This is a genomic window from Bacillus sp. D386 (genome assembly GCF_006346415.1).
The window spans coordinates 453,813-470,282 of the sequence record NZ_VEMV01000005.1 but is presented as its reverse complement, the minus strand read 5'-3'; the positions used below and the strand labels follow the sequence as shown (position 1 = coordinate 470,282).

20 protein-coding genes and 1 other annotated feature are annotated in these 16,470 nt (G+C 38.5%); all 20 genes read left to right on the top strand.

The window, feature by feature from the left end; translation table 11 throughout:
• The first annotated feature begins 37 nt into the window (after window positions 1–37).
• The 20 genes from FHY45_RS17255 to rpmA all read left to right on the top strand — a co-directional run bounded on the left by FHY45_RS17255 (window position 38) and on the right by rpmA (window position 16,299).
• Complete coding sequence (locus FHY45_RS17255; RefSeq protein ID WP_180350012.1) at window positions 38–1,759, top strand: sensor domain-containing diguanylate cyclase; 1,722 nt, start codon at window positions 38–40, stop codon at window positions 1,757–1,759.
• Window positions 1,760–2,367: 608 nt separating this feature from the next.
• Window positions 2,368–3,117, top strand: coding sequence for a prepilin peptidase (locus FHY45_RS17250; protein ID WP_066105695.1), 750 nt, complete (start codon window positions 2,368–2,370; stop codon window positions 3,115–3,117).
• 24 nt (window positions 3,118–3,141) lie between these two features.
• On the top strand, window positions 3,142–3,351 hold the full coding sequence (locus FHY45_RS17245; protein WP_077248080.1) for a type IV pilus biogenesis protein PilM: 210 nt from the start codon (window positions 3,142–3,144) through the stop codon (window positions 3,349–3,351).
• A gap of 245 nt (window positions 3,352–3,596) precedes the next feature.
• Complete coding sequence (locus tag FHY45_RS17240) at window positions 3,597–4,103, top strand: type IV pilus biogenesis protein PilM (protein WP_077248078.1); 507 nt, start codon at window positions 3,597–3,599, stop codon at window positions 4,101–4,103.
• Window positions 4,104–4,134: 31 nt separating this feature from the next.
• Entirely contained in the window at window positions 4,135–4,635 is a 501-nt protein-coding gene (locus tag FHY45_RS17235) for a hypothetical protein (protein WP_066105558.1), read from the top strand.
• Window positions 4,636–4,729: 94 nt separating this feature from the next.
• Entirely contained in the window at window positions 4,730–5,200 is a 471-nt protein-coding gene (locus FHY45_RS17230; protein WP_077248077.1) for a type II secretion system protein, read from the top strand.
• A gap of 95 nt (window positions 5,201–5,295) precedes the next feature.
• On the top strand, window positions 5,296–6,249 hold the full coding sequence (locus tag FHY45_RS17225; protein WP_139892622.1) for a hypothetical protein: 954 nt from the start codon (window positions 5,296–5,298) through the stop codon (window positions 6,247–6,249).
• A 120-nt stretch (window positions 6,250–6,369) separates the two neighbouring features.
• Window positions 6,370–6,978, top strand: coding sequence for a Maf family protein (locus tag FHY45_RS17220; RefSeq protein ID WP_257469172.1), 609 nt, complete (start codon window positions 6,370–6,372; stop codon window positions 6,976–6,978).
• A 37-nt stretch (window positions 6,979–7,015) separates the two neighbouring features.
• The gene (radC, locus tag FHY45_RS17215) at window positions 7,016–7,705 is read left to right on the top strand and encodes a RadC family protein (RefSeq protein ID WP_139892620.1); all 690 of its coding nucleotides are present in this window, start codon (window positions 7,016–7,018) and stop codon (window positions 7,703–7,705) included.
• A gap of 162 nt (window positions 7,706–7,867) precedes the next feature.
• The gene (locus FHY45_RS17210; protein ID WP_066105546.1) at window positions 7,868–8,884 is read left to right on the top strand and encodes a rod shape-determining protein; all 1,017 of its coding nucleotides are present in this window, start codon (window positions 7,868–7,870) and stop codon (window positions 8,882–8,884) included.
• Window positions 8,885–8,939: 55 nt separating this feature from the next.
• Window positions 8,940–9,812, top strand: coding sequence for a rod shape-determining protein MreC (gene mreC, locus FHY45_RS17205; protein WP_066105543.1), 873 nt, complete (start codon window positions 8,940–8,942; stop codon window positions 9,810–9,812).
• Window positions 9,809–10,324 (top strand): rod shape-determining protein MreD, encoded by a 516-nt coding sequence (mreD, locus tag FHY45_RS17200; protein ID WP_066105539.1) that lies wholly within the window; start codon window positions 9,809–9,811, stop codon window positions 10,322–10,324. The genes mreC and mreD overlap by 4 nt, the downstream gene beginning before the upstream one ends.
• Before the next feature lie 76 nt (window positions 10,325–10,400).
• Window positions 10,401–11,084 carry a septum site-determining protein MinC gene (gene minC, locus FHY45_RS17195; RefSeq protein WP_066105536.1) on the top strand — a complete coding sequence of 228 codons (684 nt, stop codon included), beginning with the start codon at window positions 10,401–10,403 and terminating at the stop codon, window positions 11,082–11,084.
• 2 nt (window positions 11,085–11,086) lie between these two features.
• A complete protein-coding gene (gene minD, locus FHY45_RS17190; protein WP_066105532.1) occupies window positions 11,087–11,890 on the top strand; it encodes a septum site-determining protein MinD in 804 nt (267 codons plus the stop codon).
• Between the two features lie 119 nt (window positions 11,891–12,009).
• Window positions 12,010–12,804, top strand: a complete 795-nt coding sequence (locus tag FHY45_RS17185) for a M23 family metallopeptidase (protein ID WP_180350011.1) — start codon at window positions 12,010–12,012, stop codon at window positions 12,802–12,804.
• Window positions 12,797–13,663, top strand: a complete 867-nt coding sequence (locus tag FHY45_RS17180) for a M50 family metallopeptidase (protein ID WP_139892618.1) — start codon at window positions 12,797–12,799, stop codon at window positions 13,661–13,663. Before FHY45_RS17185 ends, FHY45_RS17180 begins: the two co-directional genes overlap by 8 nt.
• A 57-nt stretch (window positions 13,664–13,720) precedes the next feature.
• Window positions 13,721–15,217, top strand: coding sequence for a ribonuclease E/G (locus tag FHY45_RS17175; protein WP_066105523.1), 1,497 nt, complete (start codon window positions 13,721–13,723; stop codon window positions 15,215–15,217).
• 47 nt (window positions 15,218–15,264) lie between these two features.
• Window positions 15,265–15,337, top strand: a sequence feature (ribosomal protein L21 leader region).
• Window positions 15,338–15,350: 13 nt separating this feature from the next.
• Window positions 15,351–15,659, top strand: coding sequence for a 50S ribosomal protein L21 (gene rplU, locus FHY45_RS17170; RefSeq protein WP_066105519.1), 309 nt, complete (start codon window positions 15,351–15,353; stop codon window positions 15,657–15,659).
• A 10-nt stretch (window positions 15,660–15,669) separates the two neighbouring features.
• Complete coding sequence (locus tag FHY45_RS17165) at window positions 15,670–15,993, top strand: ribosomal-processing cysteine protease Prp (protein ID WP_066105516.1); 324 nt, start codon at window positions 15,670–15,672, stop codon at window positions 15,991–15,993.
• Window positions 15,994–16,008: 15 nt separating this feature from the next.
• On the top strand, window positions 16,009–16,299 hold the full coding sequence (gene rpmA, locus FHY45_RS17160; protein ID WP_066105513.1) for a 50S ribosomal protein L27: 291 nt from the start codon (window positions 16,009–16,011) through the stop codon (window positions 16,297–16,299).
• The last annotated feature ends 171 nt before the right edge of the window (window positions 16,300–16,470 follow it).

Here is a 16,470-nt window from a genome sequence, read left to right as displayed (position 1 = left end):
CATAAGATGGATGAAATTCCTGAACGGAGGGGCGGTAATGGTTACAAAACAAAAACGCTTCATTATTTGGATACTTTGGTTATTGATCGTCCCTGCAAGTTTATATATTTCATATACGGAGTATCCTATTTTAGGAAGCTTTTTTTCGATTGATATTCTTCTGTTCCTATTACTGCTTTGTATTATTACGTATTACCCTATTATGATAAATGGATTGCCAATTTTTCTCCTTCAGGGTGTATCCTTGGCTCTATTCCTTGAGTACGGATTATTTGTTGAAATAATCCTTTCGCAAATCGGAGTAATAACATTGCTCTATAGAATAAAAATAAGCAAGGATGAGCTTTTCCGCATTCCGATGAATTCTTTAATGTTTTTTATTAATTCATTAACAAGCGGATTAATCTATTATTTGCTTGGCGGTCAGCATTCTAATTTGGACTTATCGGATATAAGTGTATTTTCATTAATTGTAATCCACCAAATTGTCTGGTTCTTATCTAATTTTATTTGTGCTTTACTCATAGATGTGTTTGTATATAAGGCAAAAGTAGAGTTTGTTGCAAAAGATCAGGTTGCGGATATCGTATCCAGTATTATCATCTTTCCAATCGGTTTATTATTGTATTCAACCTATCAGGAGCTGGGGGTGGTAGCCATTATTATTGTTGGCGTACCGCTTGTGAGTTTGGCTCTTGTGATGAGACTGTATTATCGGGCTGACCATATGAATGAAGATTTGCAAAAAGCGAGCCAAATTGGTCACAGATTGACAGAAAGATTAGAAGTCAAGCAAGTACTGGATTTATTTTTGGGTGAAATTTCAAGGATTTTCCCAGTGGACGAAACCTATATTCTTAGTGTGGATAGCAAAGCCAATAATCGCCTTCGTATGGTTCGTTATGAAAGTAAAAATGAGACTGGTATGCCCCATTTGAATTTAATCTCGGCAACAGACAGCTTGTTAGGAGAAGTATGGAAATCAAAAAAAACATTGCTGATTCAGAGCTCTGCCTCCCTGAAGAAATACGAAAACCATGGTATTCCTGATTGGGCAGAAAGCGTCTTGATTGTTCCGGTTTTAAATGCAGAGCAAATGGAAGGGATTGTCCTTCATATATCTTCGAAAAGAAACTTTTTTGAAAACAGTCAGATAACGATTGCAGATATTCTTTCTACATATCTGGCTTCAGCTATTGAAAATGCGAAGCATTATGAAGAAACAAAAGCCAAAAGTGAACGCTGCTCTTTAACAAATCTATATAACAACTATTTTCTGGAAGATTACTTAAAAGAACAATTTATCCTGATAAGGGGAAGAAAGCTGGATACATTAACTCTTATCTTAATAGACTTGGATCACTTTAAGTCAATAAATGACTCTTACGGACATTTGGGTGGGAACGAAGTTTTATGCCAGGTAGCAGAACGTTTGTCTTCACTCGTACAATTTAAAGGGATTGCAGCCAGATATGGCGGTGAAGAATTTGTGCTTGTCCTCCCTGGTGCAGGAGTGGAGGAAGGCTATAAATTTGCCGAACTGGTACGTCAAAAAATTGGAACAAAGCCGTATGAATTAGTATCTGATTTAGGTAGTGAAAGCAGGAGGGTTCATGTAAGAGTAACTGCATCAATTGGAGTTTCAACCGCTCCAATTGATGCGGATGATCCTCACTCATTAATCCGTCATGCAGACCGGGCTATGTATACAGGAGCAAAACGCGCCGGACGTAACAAAGTGGCGCAATATATTAAATAAAAGAGACGTATTCCGACTACTAGAGAGGAGGAATACGTCTTTTTTGTTCAAGAGAAATAGACTAAAGCTACTTGTTTGGAAGTGAGTTTCATATATGGAACAGCTGATAAAAGTTTTGAAAGAGAAATCGAAGTAATTCAAGGATTTATTACTATTTTGATAAAAAGATGAGGTTAAATCTACCTATCTCTGTAAATCAACAATATCCTATAAGATTAATATTTATAAATAGAGCAGATAATTTATTGAAAAATATACAATATAATGGTAAAGAATGTATAATAAGTGATAATATAGGTAATTTGTATGAGTGAAGAATAGATTCTATTTAAAATACAGGGTAGAGGGGTGGGTATATGAAAAGACGGCTAAAACTAGCAATTGCTATTATTATTTTATTTCCAACGGTATTGCAGGCTCCTAACGTAACACATGGAGCGGAAAGCACTCCAAAAATAAGAGTTTTGGAGATTTACGATAATAAAAATTATTACCCGACAAAGCTTGAGGATCTTTTAGGGGATACCCAATATGAATATACGTCAATGCCAATGAAAAAATTTGTAGCACTTCGAGAAGAATTAGATGGAAAATATTACATGATTGTAATGTTTACTCTCTATCTCTTAATCTTCCTCACCGGTCTCATCTTTGGTTCATTTTATAATGTGGTAGGTTTGAGGATTCCAGCGAAGGAATCGATTGTGGCTCCGAGGTCGGCTTGTCCGGCCTGCGGCCATACATTGACACCGATAGAGCTTATCCCTGTATTGTCTTACTTGTTTCAAGGGGGGAAGTGCCGTAAGTGTAAGGCGGGCATTTCACCTATTTATCCGATGATGGAACTGACAACGGCTATTCTATTTATGGCAGCTCCGATGCTGCTGGGCTGGACTGCTGAATTGTTTGTGGCATGGGCACTTATTTCCCTGCTGATCATTATTTTTATATCGGATATTACGTACATGCTTATACCGAACAAAATTCTGCTGTTTTTTACAGTTGTTTTTTTGTTTATTCGGGTATTTATTCCTTTGGACCCATGGTGGGACGGTATAGCTGGTGCTATTGTCGGGTTTGGAATCCCATTTTTTATCGCTGTAATCAGCAAAGGCGGCATGGGTGGCGGAGATATTAAATTATTCGGTTTAATTGGATTTGTGATGGGAGTAAAGGGAGTTATTCTCGCCTTTATATTCTCAACCTTTTTTGGAGCTGTCTTTGGAGTCATTGGGATGTTAATCGGTCTTGTGAAGCGGCGGAAGCCGATTCCATTTGGACCGTTCATCGTCGTTGGTACACTGGTGGCCTACTTTTTTGGGGAGTTCTTGCTAGACTGGTATTTACAATTTTTGTGATTGATTTGGAAGGGAGAAGTTATAATGGCTTTTACTTTATTTTCAGGCAGCAATCGGGTTGTGAACCTGGTATTAAAAGACCATGTGATTCGTTATGTAGAACTTAAACAGCTGGACCCACCGATTGTTCATAAATGCGGTGAGCATTTTTTACCTGCCGGTGTTATAAAGGACGGCATTATTACTGATTTTGACCTTCTAAAGGATATTTTAGGTGATTGTGTTGTTAAATGAAAAATACAGAAACGTCAGGTGCGGTTTTTAGTACCAGACTCCCGTTTGGTCATTCGTAAGGTTGCCATTCCAAAGGATATTAAAGATGATGAAATCAAGGGCTACTTATATTTGGAAATGGGAACGAGTATACATCTTCCATTTGAGGAACCCATTTTTGATGTGGTTCTGTTGGAAGAGACGGAGGAAAAAAGGAAATTCTGTTATTCGCTGCTGAAGAAGAGGTGGTATCGGAGTACGCCACTTTGCTTGAAAAATCTCAGCTTTATCCTATAGAAGCAGATATTTCGCCTTTGTCGCTGTACAGGCTGTTTTTTCATGCAGGAAAAAGAGATTCGAAAGACCATCTCTTACTGATTGAATTTAATTTGCATACCGTCAACACAAGTGTTTTTGTAAATGATAAGCCGATCTTTATGAAAAATATCCCTATTACAGGGCAAAGTAGTGAATGGGAACTATTGCGTATAAATGAAGATCAGCAAATCATGGAATATTCCAGTGACAAAGAAGATTATATGCAATTGTTGGAGGATACTTATACAGAAATTGATCGGGTGCTAAGCTTTTATCAATATTCCTTAAGCCATGAGCAGCATCAGGTCACTAAAATAATCATAACCGGTGATCATCCTTATCTAACTGAAGTGATCACTGACATAAAAAATAGATATGATCAAACTGTGGTGAGTATTCCAAAGGGATATATACAAACCAATAAGGAACCTGAATTGCCGGAGTCCTTTTTTTAGCCGGGGGATTGGCTCTTAAAGGAGTGAGATGATGCTTGTAGAAATTAACTTGCTGCCAAAAAAAGAGCGCAAAAACCGTGGTGTACTCCTGATTATCTTATCTGCAGTGTTTCTCGGTATTCTCTGCGGGATCCTTTACTTTTGGCAATATCAGAGCAATCAAAGCCAGTTGAATGCATTAGAACAAGAATATGAAATGACTGCTCAAATGATTGAAGTGGAACAGCAGAAGGTTGTATCTCAGGAGAATAGCAATTCTGTTGCTCAATTAACAGAAAAGGTTAAATGGGCAAACCAATACCCTGTTAAAACAGTACTTCTTTTAAAACATTTGATTGGATTTTTGTCGGAACGAGGATTTATTGAAACCTTTTCTTATGCGGAAAATGGTGCTATTAAACTCGAAGTACGGTTTGATAAAGCAGAAGAAGCGGCCTATTATCTAAAGGATTTATCATCAACTGAAATCATAACGAATGCGATTAGATTTGCAAAACCAATTGCCGGATATAGAGGTGCCTCCTCCAGCTAATAAAGATAATCCATTAAGCATTGCACCGGATGTATATGAGGATTCAAAAAAAGATGATGAGTAGTTTAATAGAAGCATTCAGGTTGTGAGTTAAATGATAAGGAATATAAATAGGAAGTCTAATGAAAATGGAGCTACCTTAATTGAGTTATTGGCGGTTATTGTCATATTGGGTATTATAGCTTCAATGGCTGTCCTGGTGATTGGTGATGTCATCCAAAAGGCGAGAAAGCAGGCCTTCGTCTCTAAGGCCTATATCATGCGTAATGCCAGTACGGTTTATTATAAGAATAAAGAATTCAATAAAGAACCGTTAGTAAATCCAGTAACATATAACGAACTTGTTACCTCAGGTTTTTTGGATGTCATCATTGGTCCGGATACAGGAGATAAATGGGGATTAAATCATACAGATTCCTATGTACTATTTAAGGATGGGAAAGCGGTATCCATCTGTTTAATTGGAATGAAACGTAAATTATGCGGTGAAAAGCAAGGTGAAGGTTATTTGCCGTTGCCTCTTGATCAAATACGTGAAGAGAATGTTGAGGATAGAGAATCCTAGAAATTTGGCGAAACCTTTTTGGACAAGACGACAAGAGTCTTGTTCTTTTTTTTTTACGGAATGATAAGATGAACAAAAAACGCGGAGGCAAAGGAATGGATAAGCCAACCCGGGAACGAACAATCATCGTAAACATAAATGGCGAAAAAAAGGAATACAAATGGATTCCAAGTGAAGATCCAGATACTTTGGATACGATCCAAGAAATTGCCAGCACGGTTGAGGATGAACAAGAACCGTCTCTTTGGGCAGTACCCGAAGAAAAATCTGTTAAAAAAAACGAGGCAAAAACAAAGCTGGCACAAAAAACGGCTTTTCTTGACCATGTAAAAATGAATAAATTACCAGTTCTTGCAGCGGGAATTCCTGTATTGGTAGCACTTATAATCGGGACATTATTTGGAGTTGTAATATTAAAAATTGTCCTATTCGGCGGCGGAGAGGAAACTGTTAAAGTACCGGACTCTGTTCCTCTGCTTGGTTCCAATAAACAAGCGCCTCAGGAGAAGCAAATGGTCAAGGATATGAATGCTTTTGTCGTCCAGGGCGGCGTCTACTCGAGTAAACAGGCTGCAGAACAACGTGCCTCGCTTATTGAAGGGGATGGAATTCCTGCTATCATTCTTAAACAGGAGGATAAATATTTTATTTATATAGGAGCAGCGGCTACGTTGCAGGATACAAAGAAATTGGCACTTTTATATAGAGGAGAAGGTGTCGATACGTATTGGAAGGAAATCCGTTTTCAGGGCCAAACAAAAAAAGCTTACACACCAAAAGAAACAGAGGTCATCCATAATATGATTCACAACACCGGTCAATACACACAATTGGCTTCAGAGGGCCTATTACAAAGTGAAACGAAAGAAAAGCCAGATATAAAGTCTATTAATTTGGAGAATATTCCGAAAGAATTGCAAAATCTCCATAATTTAAGTGAAAGTATGAATAAAACTTGGTCTACCTATCAATCTAAACCAGAAGAAGCATCCTTAATGCAGCTTCAAAAATGTATACTTCAATTTTTTGATGAATGGTATAGATTATAATGTATTTTCCGGGAAATAAAAAATACATTTTGTGTTTAAAAGGGTACTTCACATTTCGGGGTACTCTTTTTTATTTTGTTTTAAGAATTGAGAATGGTGTCGTATTCTGTTAGGATGAATATGTATCTCCCTATCTATATAAATTCTTATGGCAGGTGGCGAAAAGGATTGGATTTAATCTTGGCTTCTTCTTCCCCAAGGAGAAAAGAATTGCTTGAAATGCTGAACATACCATTTCAGGTGAAAGTAAGTTATGCAGACGAAACCTATCAGGATGGAATGGAACCTCACGAAATAGTGATGGAATTAGCACGCATAAAATCAACTGTTATCGCTGAAACTAACCGTGATTCCGTTGTGATAGGCGCAGATACGATTGTAGTAATGGATGGTGACATCCTTGGTAAGCCGAAAAATAAAGATGAAGCAATTTCCATGCTGAATCGTTTATCCGGTAATGTACACCAGGTTTATACAGGAGTTGCCTTATTAAGAGGGCAAGATTCTATCTTGTTTTATGAAAAAACAGATGTAGAATTTTGGCCATTAAAAAAAGAAGAAATTGAACAATATGTATTGACCGGAGAACCGTTTGACAAAGCGGGATCCTACGGGATACAGGGATTTGGTTCCTTGCTGGTGAAGAGAATCGAAGGTGACTACTTCTCAGTTGTAGGGCTCCCGGTTTCCAGACTTAAGAGGGAACTTGAAAAGTTAGTACATCCTTAAGAACAGCCTCACTCCGTCAATGGAATGGAGAATATGGATGGATACAACGCAAATCATGATAAGAGACTATCCAAAGGATGATCGCCCAAGAGAACGGTTTATCCAATTTGGACCGGAAAGTCTGTCAAACCAAGAGTTACTGGCACTTCTTTTAAGGACTGGAACAAAGGAAGATTCAGTGATGAATCTGGCTAACCAACTTTTGGCTAAGTTTGGCGGGCTGCGTCTTTTGAAAGAGGCAAGTATTGAAGAAATGACTAGCATTAAAGGTATTGGGGAAGCAAAAGCTGTGCAGCTTGCTGCAGCTATGGAATTAGGAAGAAGAATCAGCAATTTGACGAATGAAGAGAGGTACGTGATTCGTTCGCCAGAGGACTGTGCCAATTATTGTATGAATGATATGCGTTTTTTATCACAGGAACATTTTGTATGTATATATTTAAATACGAAAAACCAAATACTCCATAAACAAACAATCTTTATCGGCAGTTTAAACGCCTCAATTGTCCATCCCCGTGAAGTCTTCAAAGAAGCTCTCCGCAGATCAGCAGCATCTATAATATGCTTGCATAACCATCCTTCAGGAGACCCCACTCCAAGTCGAGAAGATATAGAAGTAACCAAACGTCTAGCTGAATGTGGGAAAATTATGGGAATAGAACTTTTAGACCATTTGGTTATCGGAGAGAAAAAATATGTAAGTCTTAAAGAAAAAGGATATTTATAATACTAGGAATTCACATGAGGATGAGCTATAATATTACGTATGCTTTTTAAAGAATTTATTTTTCATTACATTACTGAAGAACTTAACTTTATGATATGAAAAAGAAAATAAAAAAACTCGTACCTAATATGGAATATGTTTCAGAAAGGGAGATATTAAAAGATGCTTGGAAATAGAGATTTAGGAATTGATTTAGGAACCGCCAATACACTTGTTTATGTTAAAGGAAAAGGCATTGTAGTACGTGAGCCTTCCGTTGTTGCATTTCAAACAGATACAAAATCCATTGTTGCTGTCGGTAATGATGCGAAAAATATGATCGGCCGTACACCTGGTAATGTTGTGGCTTTGCGCCCTATGAAAGATGGCGTTATTGCTGATTATGATACGACTGCAACCATGATGAAATATTATATGAAACAAGCGTTAAAAAACCAAGGTTTATTTGCACGTAAGCCATATGTAATGGTATGTGTTCCATCCGGAATTACAGCTGTTGAAGAGAGAGCTGTTGTTGACGCAACTAGACAAGCCGGGGCACGTGATGCTTATACAATTGAAGAACCGTTTGCAGCTGCTATTGGAGCAAACTTACCTGTTTGGGAACCAACAGGCAGCATGGTTGTAGATATCGGTGGCGGTACAACTGAAGTCGCGATTATTTCTTTGGGCGGTATTGTGACTAGCCAATCTATTCGTATCGCAGGAGACGAAATGGATGAAGCGATTATTAACTATATCCGTAAAAACTACAATTTGATGATTGGTGATCGAACTTCTGAAGCTATTAAGCTTGAAATCGGTTCAGCTGGTGATCCTGAAGATATTGAAAACATGGAGATTCGCGGCCGTGACTTATTAACAGGCTTACCAAAAACAATTGAAATCACTGCTGATGAAATTGCAAAAGCTCTTCATGACACAGTGTATGCGATTGTAGATGCGGTTAAAAATACGCTTGAAAAAACTCCGCCTGAGCTTGCTGCTGATATCATGGATCGCGGAATCGTTCTAACAGGTGGTGGCGCATTATTACGCAACCTGGATAAAGTGATCAGTGAAGAAACAAAAATGCCTGTTCTAATTGCTGAAAATCCATTGGATTGTGTAGCAATTGGTACTGGTAAGGCACTTGATCATATTCATTTGTTCAAATCAAAAGTAAAAGATTCAAGATAATATAATAGAACGCAAAAATCCTGAAAGAGGATAATAATGATAGAGGAGCAAGGATATGCCACAATTTTTCTTAAACAAAAAATTGATTATCTTGCTGATTAGCATCATCTTTCTGGTGGCTTTGATTGGGTTCTCACTTCGGGAAAGGGATGAATTGAGCTGGCCTGAACAGTTTATGAAGGACTCGGCCGGCTTTGTTCAAACAATTTTCCATAAGCCCGCTTCTGCTGTAGCGGGCTTTTTTGAGAATCTTTCAGATTTAAGGAATACATATGAAGAAAATAAGAATCTTAAATCACGCCTGGAAGAATATGTGAAGTTGGAAACAGAGATATATGATTTGAAAAAAGAAAATGAGGAATTAAGCAATATACTTAAGAAAAAAGAAGATTTAAGTGATCATACAGTTTCTCATGCAACTGTCATTGGCAGAGGTCCGGAGAGATGGCATGAAACATTGACGGTCTCGAAGGGCAGTGTAAATGGGATTGAGAAAAATATGGCTGTAATTACTGCTGAGGGATTGATTGGAAAGGTCAAAAGTGTTTCTCAATTTACCTCTACAGTACAATTAATGACGGCTCTTGATCCGCAAAACCGTATTTCAGCAATGGTGCAAAGTAAAGAAAAATCATATGGATTTATCCAAGGATACGATGAAGATAAGCAAGCCTTGCTATTAACAGGTCTCCATTATGATGCTAAAATTAAAAAAGGTGAGAATGTGACAACATCCGGGCTTGGAGGGGTGTTCCCAGAAGGTTTAGTCATAGGTACGGTTAAGGAGGTCGTTATCGATCAATACGGATTAACCCAAACAGCTTTGGTTAAGCCGGCAGCTAATTTCTATGATTTGAATAACGTAATGATTGTAAAACGTACAATGACTACTGTAGATACAGATAGCACTGAGGGGGATGACCTGTGATAAGGTTTAAAATCTTCCTTTTAGCTGTCCTTGTTTTTATATCTGAAGGGATTTTTGTTGAAATATTTTCGGCGAAATTATATACAACACCCTACATCTTGGTGCCAAGGTTTATTATTATCTTTCTAGTGTTTTTAGGGGTGTACGGAAAAAGGAACATGGCAATCATATATGCTTTTGTTATGGGAATCTTCTATGATGTCGTCTATACAGAAGTATTGGGTGTTTATTTATTCACTTTGCCGTTAATGGTGTACTTCTCAACTCAACTGATGAAAGTACTGCAAATTAATCTTGGGATAGTCTCAACTGTATGTTTGCTTGCTATATCTATTTTAGAAATTATCGTCTATGAGGTGAATACCTTAATTGGTTATACTTCATTGACGTTCATTGAATTTGCACGTATGAGATTGCTGCCTACCTTAATTCTGAATCTAATCTTCCTACTCCTGTTCGCTTATGTATTTGCTAAGTGGATTAAAAAATGGACTGTTGAAGAAGATAATTAAACGGTATTGATTCTATAAAAAAAGGAATTGTCAGCGCTCATGTCGAATTAAATTGCATTGAGGTGAGCACGACGTCATGGGAAAGAAGAATATTCAGCATGTTATGATCAAAGGAAGTAAACAAGGTTTAACGATTGTGATTGATGATCATTCATCTATTTCTGAAGCTTTAAGAGATTTGGATGAAAAATTGTCTATTCATAATTCAACGATTGAAACAACATCAAGTATTCATGTCACCATACATACCGGTAATCGTTATTTAACGGACGAACAAGCGAAAGCTTTGGTCGATTTAGTAGAAAAAAAGGGATACATGGTTGTAAATAATGTTGAATCTAATGTTATTTTGCATGAAGAAGCCAAAAGATTGGCTGAAGAAGTGGCTGTGACAAAAATCGTGAGGATTGTCCGTTCGGGTCAAGTTTTGGAAGTGAAGGGTGACATGCTCTTAATAGGAGATGTAAATCCCGGTGCGACCGTTAAAGCCGGCGGTAATATCTTTATTATGGGTACACTGCGGGGGAAGGCGCTGGCAGGTATACACGGCAATAAAGAATGTGTCGTGTCTGCATCTGTGTTTAAGCCATCCCAAATCGTTATTGGAGATGTTTTATATAACTCTTTTGATTATGATGAGCAGGATGACCACAAAATGGAATGTGCTTATTTAGATCAATCTGGTGAGATGATTTTTGATAGATTACAAGTTTTATGTAAAGTGAGACCTAATTTATCCTTATTTGAGGAGGGCGTATAGCCATGGGAGAGGCCATAGTAATAACATCCGGTAAAGGTGGAGTAGGGAAAACGACTACTACTGCCAATGTCGGAACTGCCTTAGCGTTAATGGGGAAAAGAGTCTGTTTGGTCGATACTGATATAGGTTTGAGAAATCTGGATGTAGTAATGGGCCTTGAAAATCGTATTATCTACGATTTGGTAGATGTGATTGAAGGAAGATGCAAAATCCATCAGGCGCTTGTGAAAGATAAGCGTTTTGATGATCGTCTTTATTTAATGCCTGCAGCACAGACAGCGGATAAAACCTCCGTAAATCCAAAACAGGTCAAGCAGTTAATTGATACTTTGAAACAAGATTTTGATTATATCATTATTGATTGTCCAGCCGGTATCGAACAAGGGTACAAAAATGCAGTGGCTGGCGCTGATAAAGCAATTGTTGTAACGACACCTGAAACATCTGCAGTCAGAGATGCGGACCGGATTATCGGGTTATTGGAGAAGGAACCAAATGTCGAATCTCCAAAACTAGTCATCAACCGTATTCGAAATCATATGCTAAAAATGGGCGATATGCTAGATATTGATGAAATTACTACTCATCTATCCATTGATTTGATTGGGATTGTAGTTGATGATGATGACGTAATTAAGGGTTCAAACCAGGGAGAGCCGATTGTGTTTGACCCGAATAATCGAGCATCTGTTGCCTATCGAGACGTTGCGAGACGTATTTTAGGTGAATCCATTCCGCTAAAACCACTTGAAGATGAGAAAACAGGAATGTTTAAGCGGATAAAAAAATTATTTGGTGTTAAGTAATAGTAAGTGAGGACCTCTAATCAAACTGATTAGAGGTCCTTTTTTGTATGTATGCATGGCATAGCTTGGACCGACTATACATATCTTTTAGAAAAGAGCTGTATAAGAGAGGTGAAAGGATGGGCAGCCAAAGTAGCTCAGAAGTTCGTAAGCGCATTGCCGAGAGAAGAAAAAATCGGGAAAGAATGATGAATGCCAGTAAGAGGAATGAAAGACCGACATGGCCGGAAATGGAAGATGAGAAAGAATGGGGTTCTGAAAATGTTTTCGTATATGAAGAAGGGGTGAGTGAGCATAAAAAGCCGCCTATTATAAACAAAGATTGGATCTTATTTCGTATCCTTGCTTCTGTTTGTTTGGTTTTGTGCATGGCCATTATTTATCGAACTTCTGCTCCATGGACCCAGACAGCGAAAACTACCCTTGACCAAGTCTATCAGAAGGAATTTCAATTTGCGTCAGTATCTAGCTGGTTTGCGGATACAGTCGGAAAGCCATTTGCTTTTTTGCCTGAGGAATCGGTGAATGAATCTAAAAATAATAATGCTGCTGATAATCGTTTTGCCACGCCGGCAACAGGCACCATTATGAAAAGCTTTGTGAAGGATGGACAGGGGGTCTTAATCAAAACATCCAATAATACATCGGTTGACACGATTAAAGAGGGGGTCGTTATCTACGCAGGTGAGAAGGAGACACACGGAAAAACAGTTATTGTCCAGCATCCGGATAAGAGTGAATCATGGTACGCTCACCTGCAGGAGATAAACGTCAATTTGTATGAACAAATTAAGAAAGGAACGAAGGTAGGAATAGTATCGCCGTCGGATGAGCCGGACAAGGGGGAGTTTTACTTTGCATTGAAAGCCAATGGAAAGTTTATTGATCCTAATGAGGTGATCTCGTTTGAATAAAATATGGCCTGTGCTTACGAAAATACGCATTCATCCATTAACCTGGTTGTTACTTGCTCTTGGTGTGTTGACAGCCAGGTTTACTGAATTGCTTTTAATGTTTGCAATCGTATTATGTCATGAGCTGGGTCATGCTATTGCTGCGCAGTTATTTGGCTGGAGGATAAAATCAGTTACACTTTTGCCTTTTGGCGGAGAGCTGGAGACAGATGAGCATGGAAACCGGCCATGGCATGAGGAATTAATTGTGTTGGCATCCGGTCCTTTGCAGCATGTTTGGATTTTGCTGCTGACTTATCTTTTTTACACAATTGGCTTTATATCAGATTATATCTATACAAGTTTAATTCTATATAATTTTATTGTTTTATTTATAAATTTAGCCCCTATCTGGCCCCTGGATGGAGGAAAAGCGTTGTTTGTTTTATTAAGCAAGCGGATGCCCTTCCTGCATGCGCACCGTCTAATTATTATCATTTCCGGTGTCAGTCTGTTTCTTGCTTTAATCGGATTGGTCGTTGTAAATCCGCTAAATATGAATTGGTGGATGGTTGTTGGCTTTCTGATCTTTTCTTTATGGAAGGAGTGGAAACACCGTCAATTTGTATTTTTACGCTTTTTGATGGAAAGACATTATGGACATAATAAGGATATTAGAGCGATATCACGGCTGGAAGCGGAAAAGGATATAAAGGTTTATAAAATACTTGAGGATTTCCGTAGAGACAATAAGCATATTATAATCGTGAAAAACAAGGATGAAGAATTAGGAAAGCTGGATGAAGCGGAGGTTTTACATGCCTGTTTTACATCAAAATTGGCATATCGGCCTATTGGAGAACTTTTGTATCCTTATTGACGCTCCTCTCCTGACTCGTTAAAGTAAGATTAATGAGCCAACGAGAGGATTTTTTTAATGAAAAAAATAGTGCTTGATTTTCAAGGAACGGAACGACGTCTCGGTTTATTGCAAGATGATAAGCTGATGAGGATACATATTGAAAGAGAAGGGCAGGGCCCATTTGCCGGCAATGTTTACATTGGAATTGTTCGTGAAATTGTACCGGGTATGAACGCAGCTTTTGTGGATATTGGGTTTGATAAAAATGCCTATTTGCCATTTGAAGAAACGCCGAACTACCATTTAGACCCTGAGGCAAAAACATATGTAAAGCAAGGTGAAAAGCTGCTTGTACGCATTCTGCGGGATCCAGAAGGAACGAAAGGCGCTAAAATAAGTGCGTTAATTGAAGTTTCTTCGCCGGAAATTGTTTATATAAGGGGTGAACATTTTGTCCGTACTTCTAAAAAAGCAGATAGGAAGACTGTTCAGAAGTGGAAACATATAACAGCCAAGCATCTGCAAAAAGATGAAGGTGTGATTGTTCGTACATCATTCTTGGATGCGGATGAAGAAGCCTTTATCTCGAAGCTTAGCGAGTTGCGTGAACGTTATGAGCAATTACAAAGAAAAGCGTCAAAAAGTAAAGCTCCAGCGCTTATAAGCGATCAAAATCGCATTCTGAATCTGATAGAAAGCTGGACAACAGGGACAACTGGGGACCTTTGGACTAATTCTGCAGAAGGAATGCAATTACTCCGTTCTGTACTACCTGAAACATGGGAAGCAAAGCTTCAAAAGGATAAAGTGGGTCTGTATGATTCCCACGGCGTTACTGAAGAATTGGAGAAAGCAGTCAAAAAGGTAGTCTGGCTTTCGAACGGATCGTATTTACTTTTTGGAAAAACAGAAGCCATGCATGTGATAGATGTAAATACGGGTAAGTTTACTGGAAAGCACGACATAAATAAAACAATTTTGGATACAAATATACTCGCCGCAACAGAAGTAGGAAGACAGATGATTCTGCGCAATTTATCCGGGATTATTGTAATTGACTTTATTAATATGAAATCCCCTGAGCATCGTCATCAAGTACAGGCAGCAATGGAAACAGCCTTAAAAGATGATCCGCTGCGTTCTGTGGTCATTGGGTTTACCGAACTAGGACTCATGCAAATAACACGAAAAAAAGAAGGTCCGGATTTATATGAAATTCTTCAAGAAGACTGCTTGGAATGCAGCGGAACAGGATTAATAAAAAGCCGTCAGAGCGCGATATATGAATTGGAACGTCAGTTAGAGGCATTAAAATACAGCTTGGATGATTCTGTATGGGTTGTGGTTGATTCATCCTTTTACACGTATATCAAGGACAATATTCATGCGGTGAAAATACATATCCTGTCAGGCACTAAAAATATATTTGTGACGGAGGGAAGAATGACAGGGGCCAATCGTTTTGAAATTCGAGCCCTCGGAAATAAGAAGGATCTTGAAGAGCGTTTGAAGCGTACAGAGGAAGGAATAAAAAACAAGCCTATTATCCGTATGTTAGTAAATCATGATTGACAATGTTTGTCTGATTATGATAGTATTTTTATGTTAAGTTTGTAGCACCCATGCTACAACCGCACACGTCAGGTAATAAGTCCATTATGGCGCCTGCCGTCGGCGAGTCTTAGACAATTAAGGAGGTGCAGGTATGTACGCAATTATTGAAACTGGTGGAAAGCAAGTGAAAGTAGAAGAAGGTCAATCTATCTACGTTGAGAAAGTGAACGTTGAAGAAGGTGGCATCGTTACTTTCGATAAAGTTCTTTTTGTAGGTGGAGAAGATGTGAAAGTTGGAAGCCCTGTTGTTGAAGGCGCTACTGTAACAGGTAAAGTTGAAAAACACGGCAAACAAAAGAAAATCATCGTTTTCAAATACAAAGCGAAAAAGAACAACCGTAAAAAACAAGGTCACCGTCAGCCTTACACAAAAGTAACAATCGAAAAGATTAGCTTCTAAGGCGACGCGTATGATTAAAGTAAAGGTAGTGCGAGCTGATGAGCGAATTTCTTCGTTCAGTATATCAGGACACGCCGATTTTGCACAAAAAGGTCAGGATATCGTTTGTGCAGGGGTATCTGCAGTAGCTTTTGGCTCTGTAAATGCCGTGATGAGTTTAACTACTGTTGAACCCATCATTAAACAGGCAGGTAAAGATGGCGGTTTTCTTGAAGTCCATTTTCCGGAAACGGATAGCGATGACAAGGTACAATTGTTACTCGAAGGCATGCTTGTTTCCTTACAAACGATTGAACGTGACTATGGTAGATACATGAAAATTATTCTTAGCTAACAGGAGGTGGAATACATGTTAAGATTGGATCTTCAGTTCTTCGCTTCCAAAAAGGGAGTAGGTTCTACAAAGAACGGTCGTGACTCCATTTCTAAACGTCTTGGCGCTAAACGTGCTGATGGACAATTCGTAAGTGGTGGTTCTATCCTTTACCGTCAACGTGGTACAAAAATCTATCCAGGTTTGAACGTTGGCCGTGGTGGAGACGACACTCTTTTCGCTAAAATTGACGGAGTTGTTAAATTTGAGCGCTTGGGTCGTGACAAGAAACAAGTCAGCGTTTACCCAGTAGCACAAGAAGCATAATAAGTAACAGTCAAAAGAAGCTCTAACCTTGTTGGTTGGAGTTTTCTTTTTTAGATATGAGTTTTTTTGGTTAAAACCATTATACTTCCGTATGTACCCCAAGTTATTTACTGCTGGCGAATATATTCCTCTCCTGAAACTCCGCTAAATTTGTTATACTGTAATAGATGA

What these genes read in the sequence shown, in the direction of transcription:
- FHY45_RS17245 (WP_077248080.1), top strand. Translation starts at nt 3,142, where the DNA reads ATGGCTTTTACTTTATTTTCAGGCAGCAATCGGGTTGTGAACCTGGTA.
- FHY45_RS17165 (WP_066105516.1), top strand. Translation starts at nt 15,670, where the DNA reads ATGATTAAAGTAAAGGTAGTGCGAGCTGATGAGCGAATTTCTTCGTTC.
- FHY45_RS17225 (WP_139892622.1), top strand. Translation starts at nt 5,296, where the DNA reads ATGGATAAGCCAACCCGGGAACGAACAATCATCGTAAACATAAATGGC.
- FHY45_RS17255 (WP_180350012.1), top strand. Translation starts at nt 38, where the DNA reads ATGGTTACAAAACAAAAACGCTTCATTATTTGGATACTTTGGTTATTG.
- FHY45_RS17185 (WP_180350011.1), top strand. Translation starts at nt 12,010, where the DNA reads ATGGGCAGCCAAAGTAGCTCAGAAGTTCGTAAGCGCATTGCCGAGAGA.
- FHY45_RS17175 (WP_066105523.1), top strand. Translation starts at nt 13,721, where the DNA reads ATGAAAAAAATAGTGCTTGATTTTCAAGGAACGGAACGACGTCTCGGT.
- rpmA (WP_066105513.1), top strand. Translation starts at nt 16,009, where the DNA reads ATGTTAAGATTGGATCTTCAGTTCTTCGCTTCCAAAAAGGGAGTAGGT.
- minC (WP_066105536.1), top strand. Translation starts at nt 10,401, where the DNA reads ATGGGAAAGAAGAATATTCAGCATGTTATGATCAAAGGAAGTAAACAA.
- FHY45_RS17210 (WP_066105546.1), top strand. Translation starts at nt 7,868, where the DNA reads ATGCTTGGAAATAGAGATTTAGGAATTGATTTAGGAACCGCCAATACA.
- minD (WP_066105532.1), top strand. Translation starts at nt 11,087, where the DNA reads ATGGGAGAGGCCATAGTAATAACATCCGGTAAAGGTGGAGTAGGGAAA.
- radC (WP_139892620.1), top strand. Translation starts at nt 7,016, where the DNA reads ATGGATACAACGCAAATCATGATAAGAGACTATCCAAAGGATGATCGC.
- mreC (WP_066105543.1), top strand. Translation starts at nt 8,940, where the DNA reads ATGCCACAATTTTTCTTAAACAAAAAATTGATTATCTTGCTGATTAGC.
- FHY45_RS17250 (WP_066105695.1), top strand. Translation starts at nt 2,368, where the DNA reads ATGTTTACTCTCTATCTCTTAATCTTCCTCACCGGTCTCATCTTTGGT.
- FHY45_RS17235 (WP_066105558.1), top strand. Translation starts at nt 4,135, where the DNA reads ATGCTTGTAGAAATTAACTTGCTGCCAAAAAAAGAGCGCAAAAACCGT.
- rplU (WP_066105519.1), top strand. Translation starts at nt 15,351, where the DNA reads ATGTACGCAATTATTGAAACTGGTGGAAAGCAAGTGAAAGTAGAAGAA.
- FHY45_RS17220 (WP_257469172.1), top strand. Translation starts at nt 6,370, where the DNA reads ATGTATCTCCCTATCTATATAAATTCTTATGGCAGGTGGCGAAAAGGA.
- FHY45_RS17230 (WP_077248077.1), top strand. Translation starts at nt 4,730, where the DNA reads ATGATAAGGAATATAAATAGGAAGTCTAATGAAAATGGAGCTACCTTA.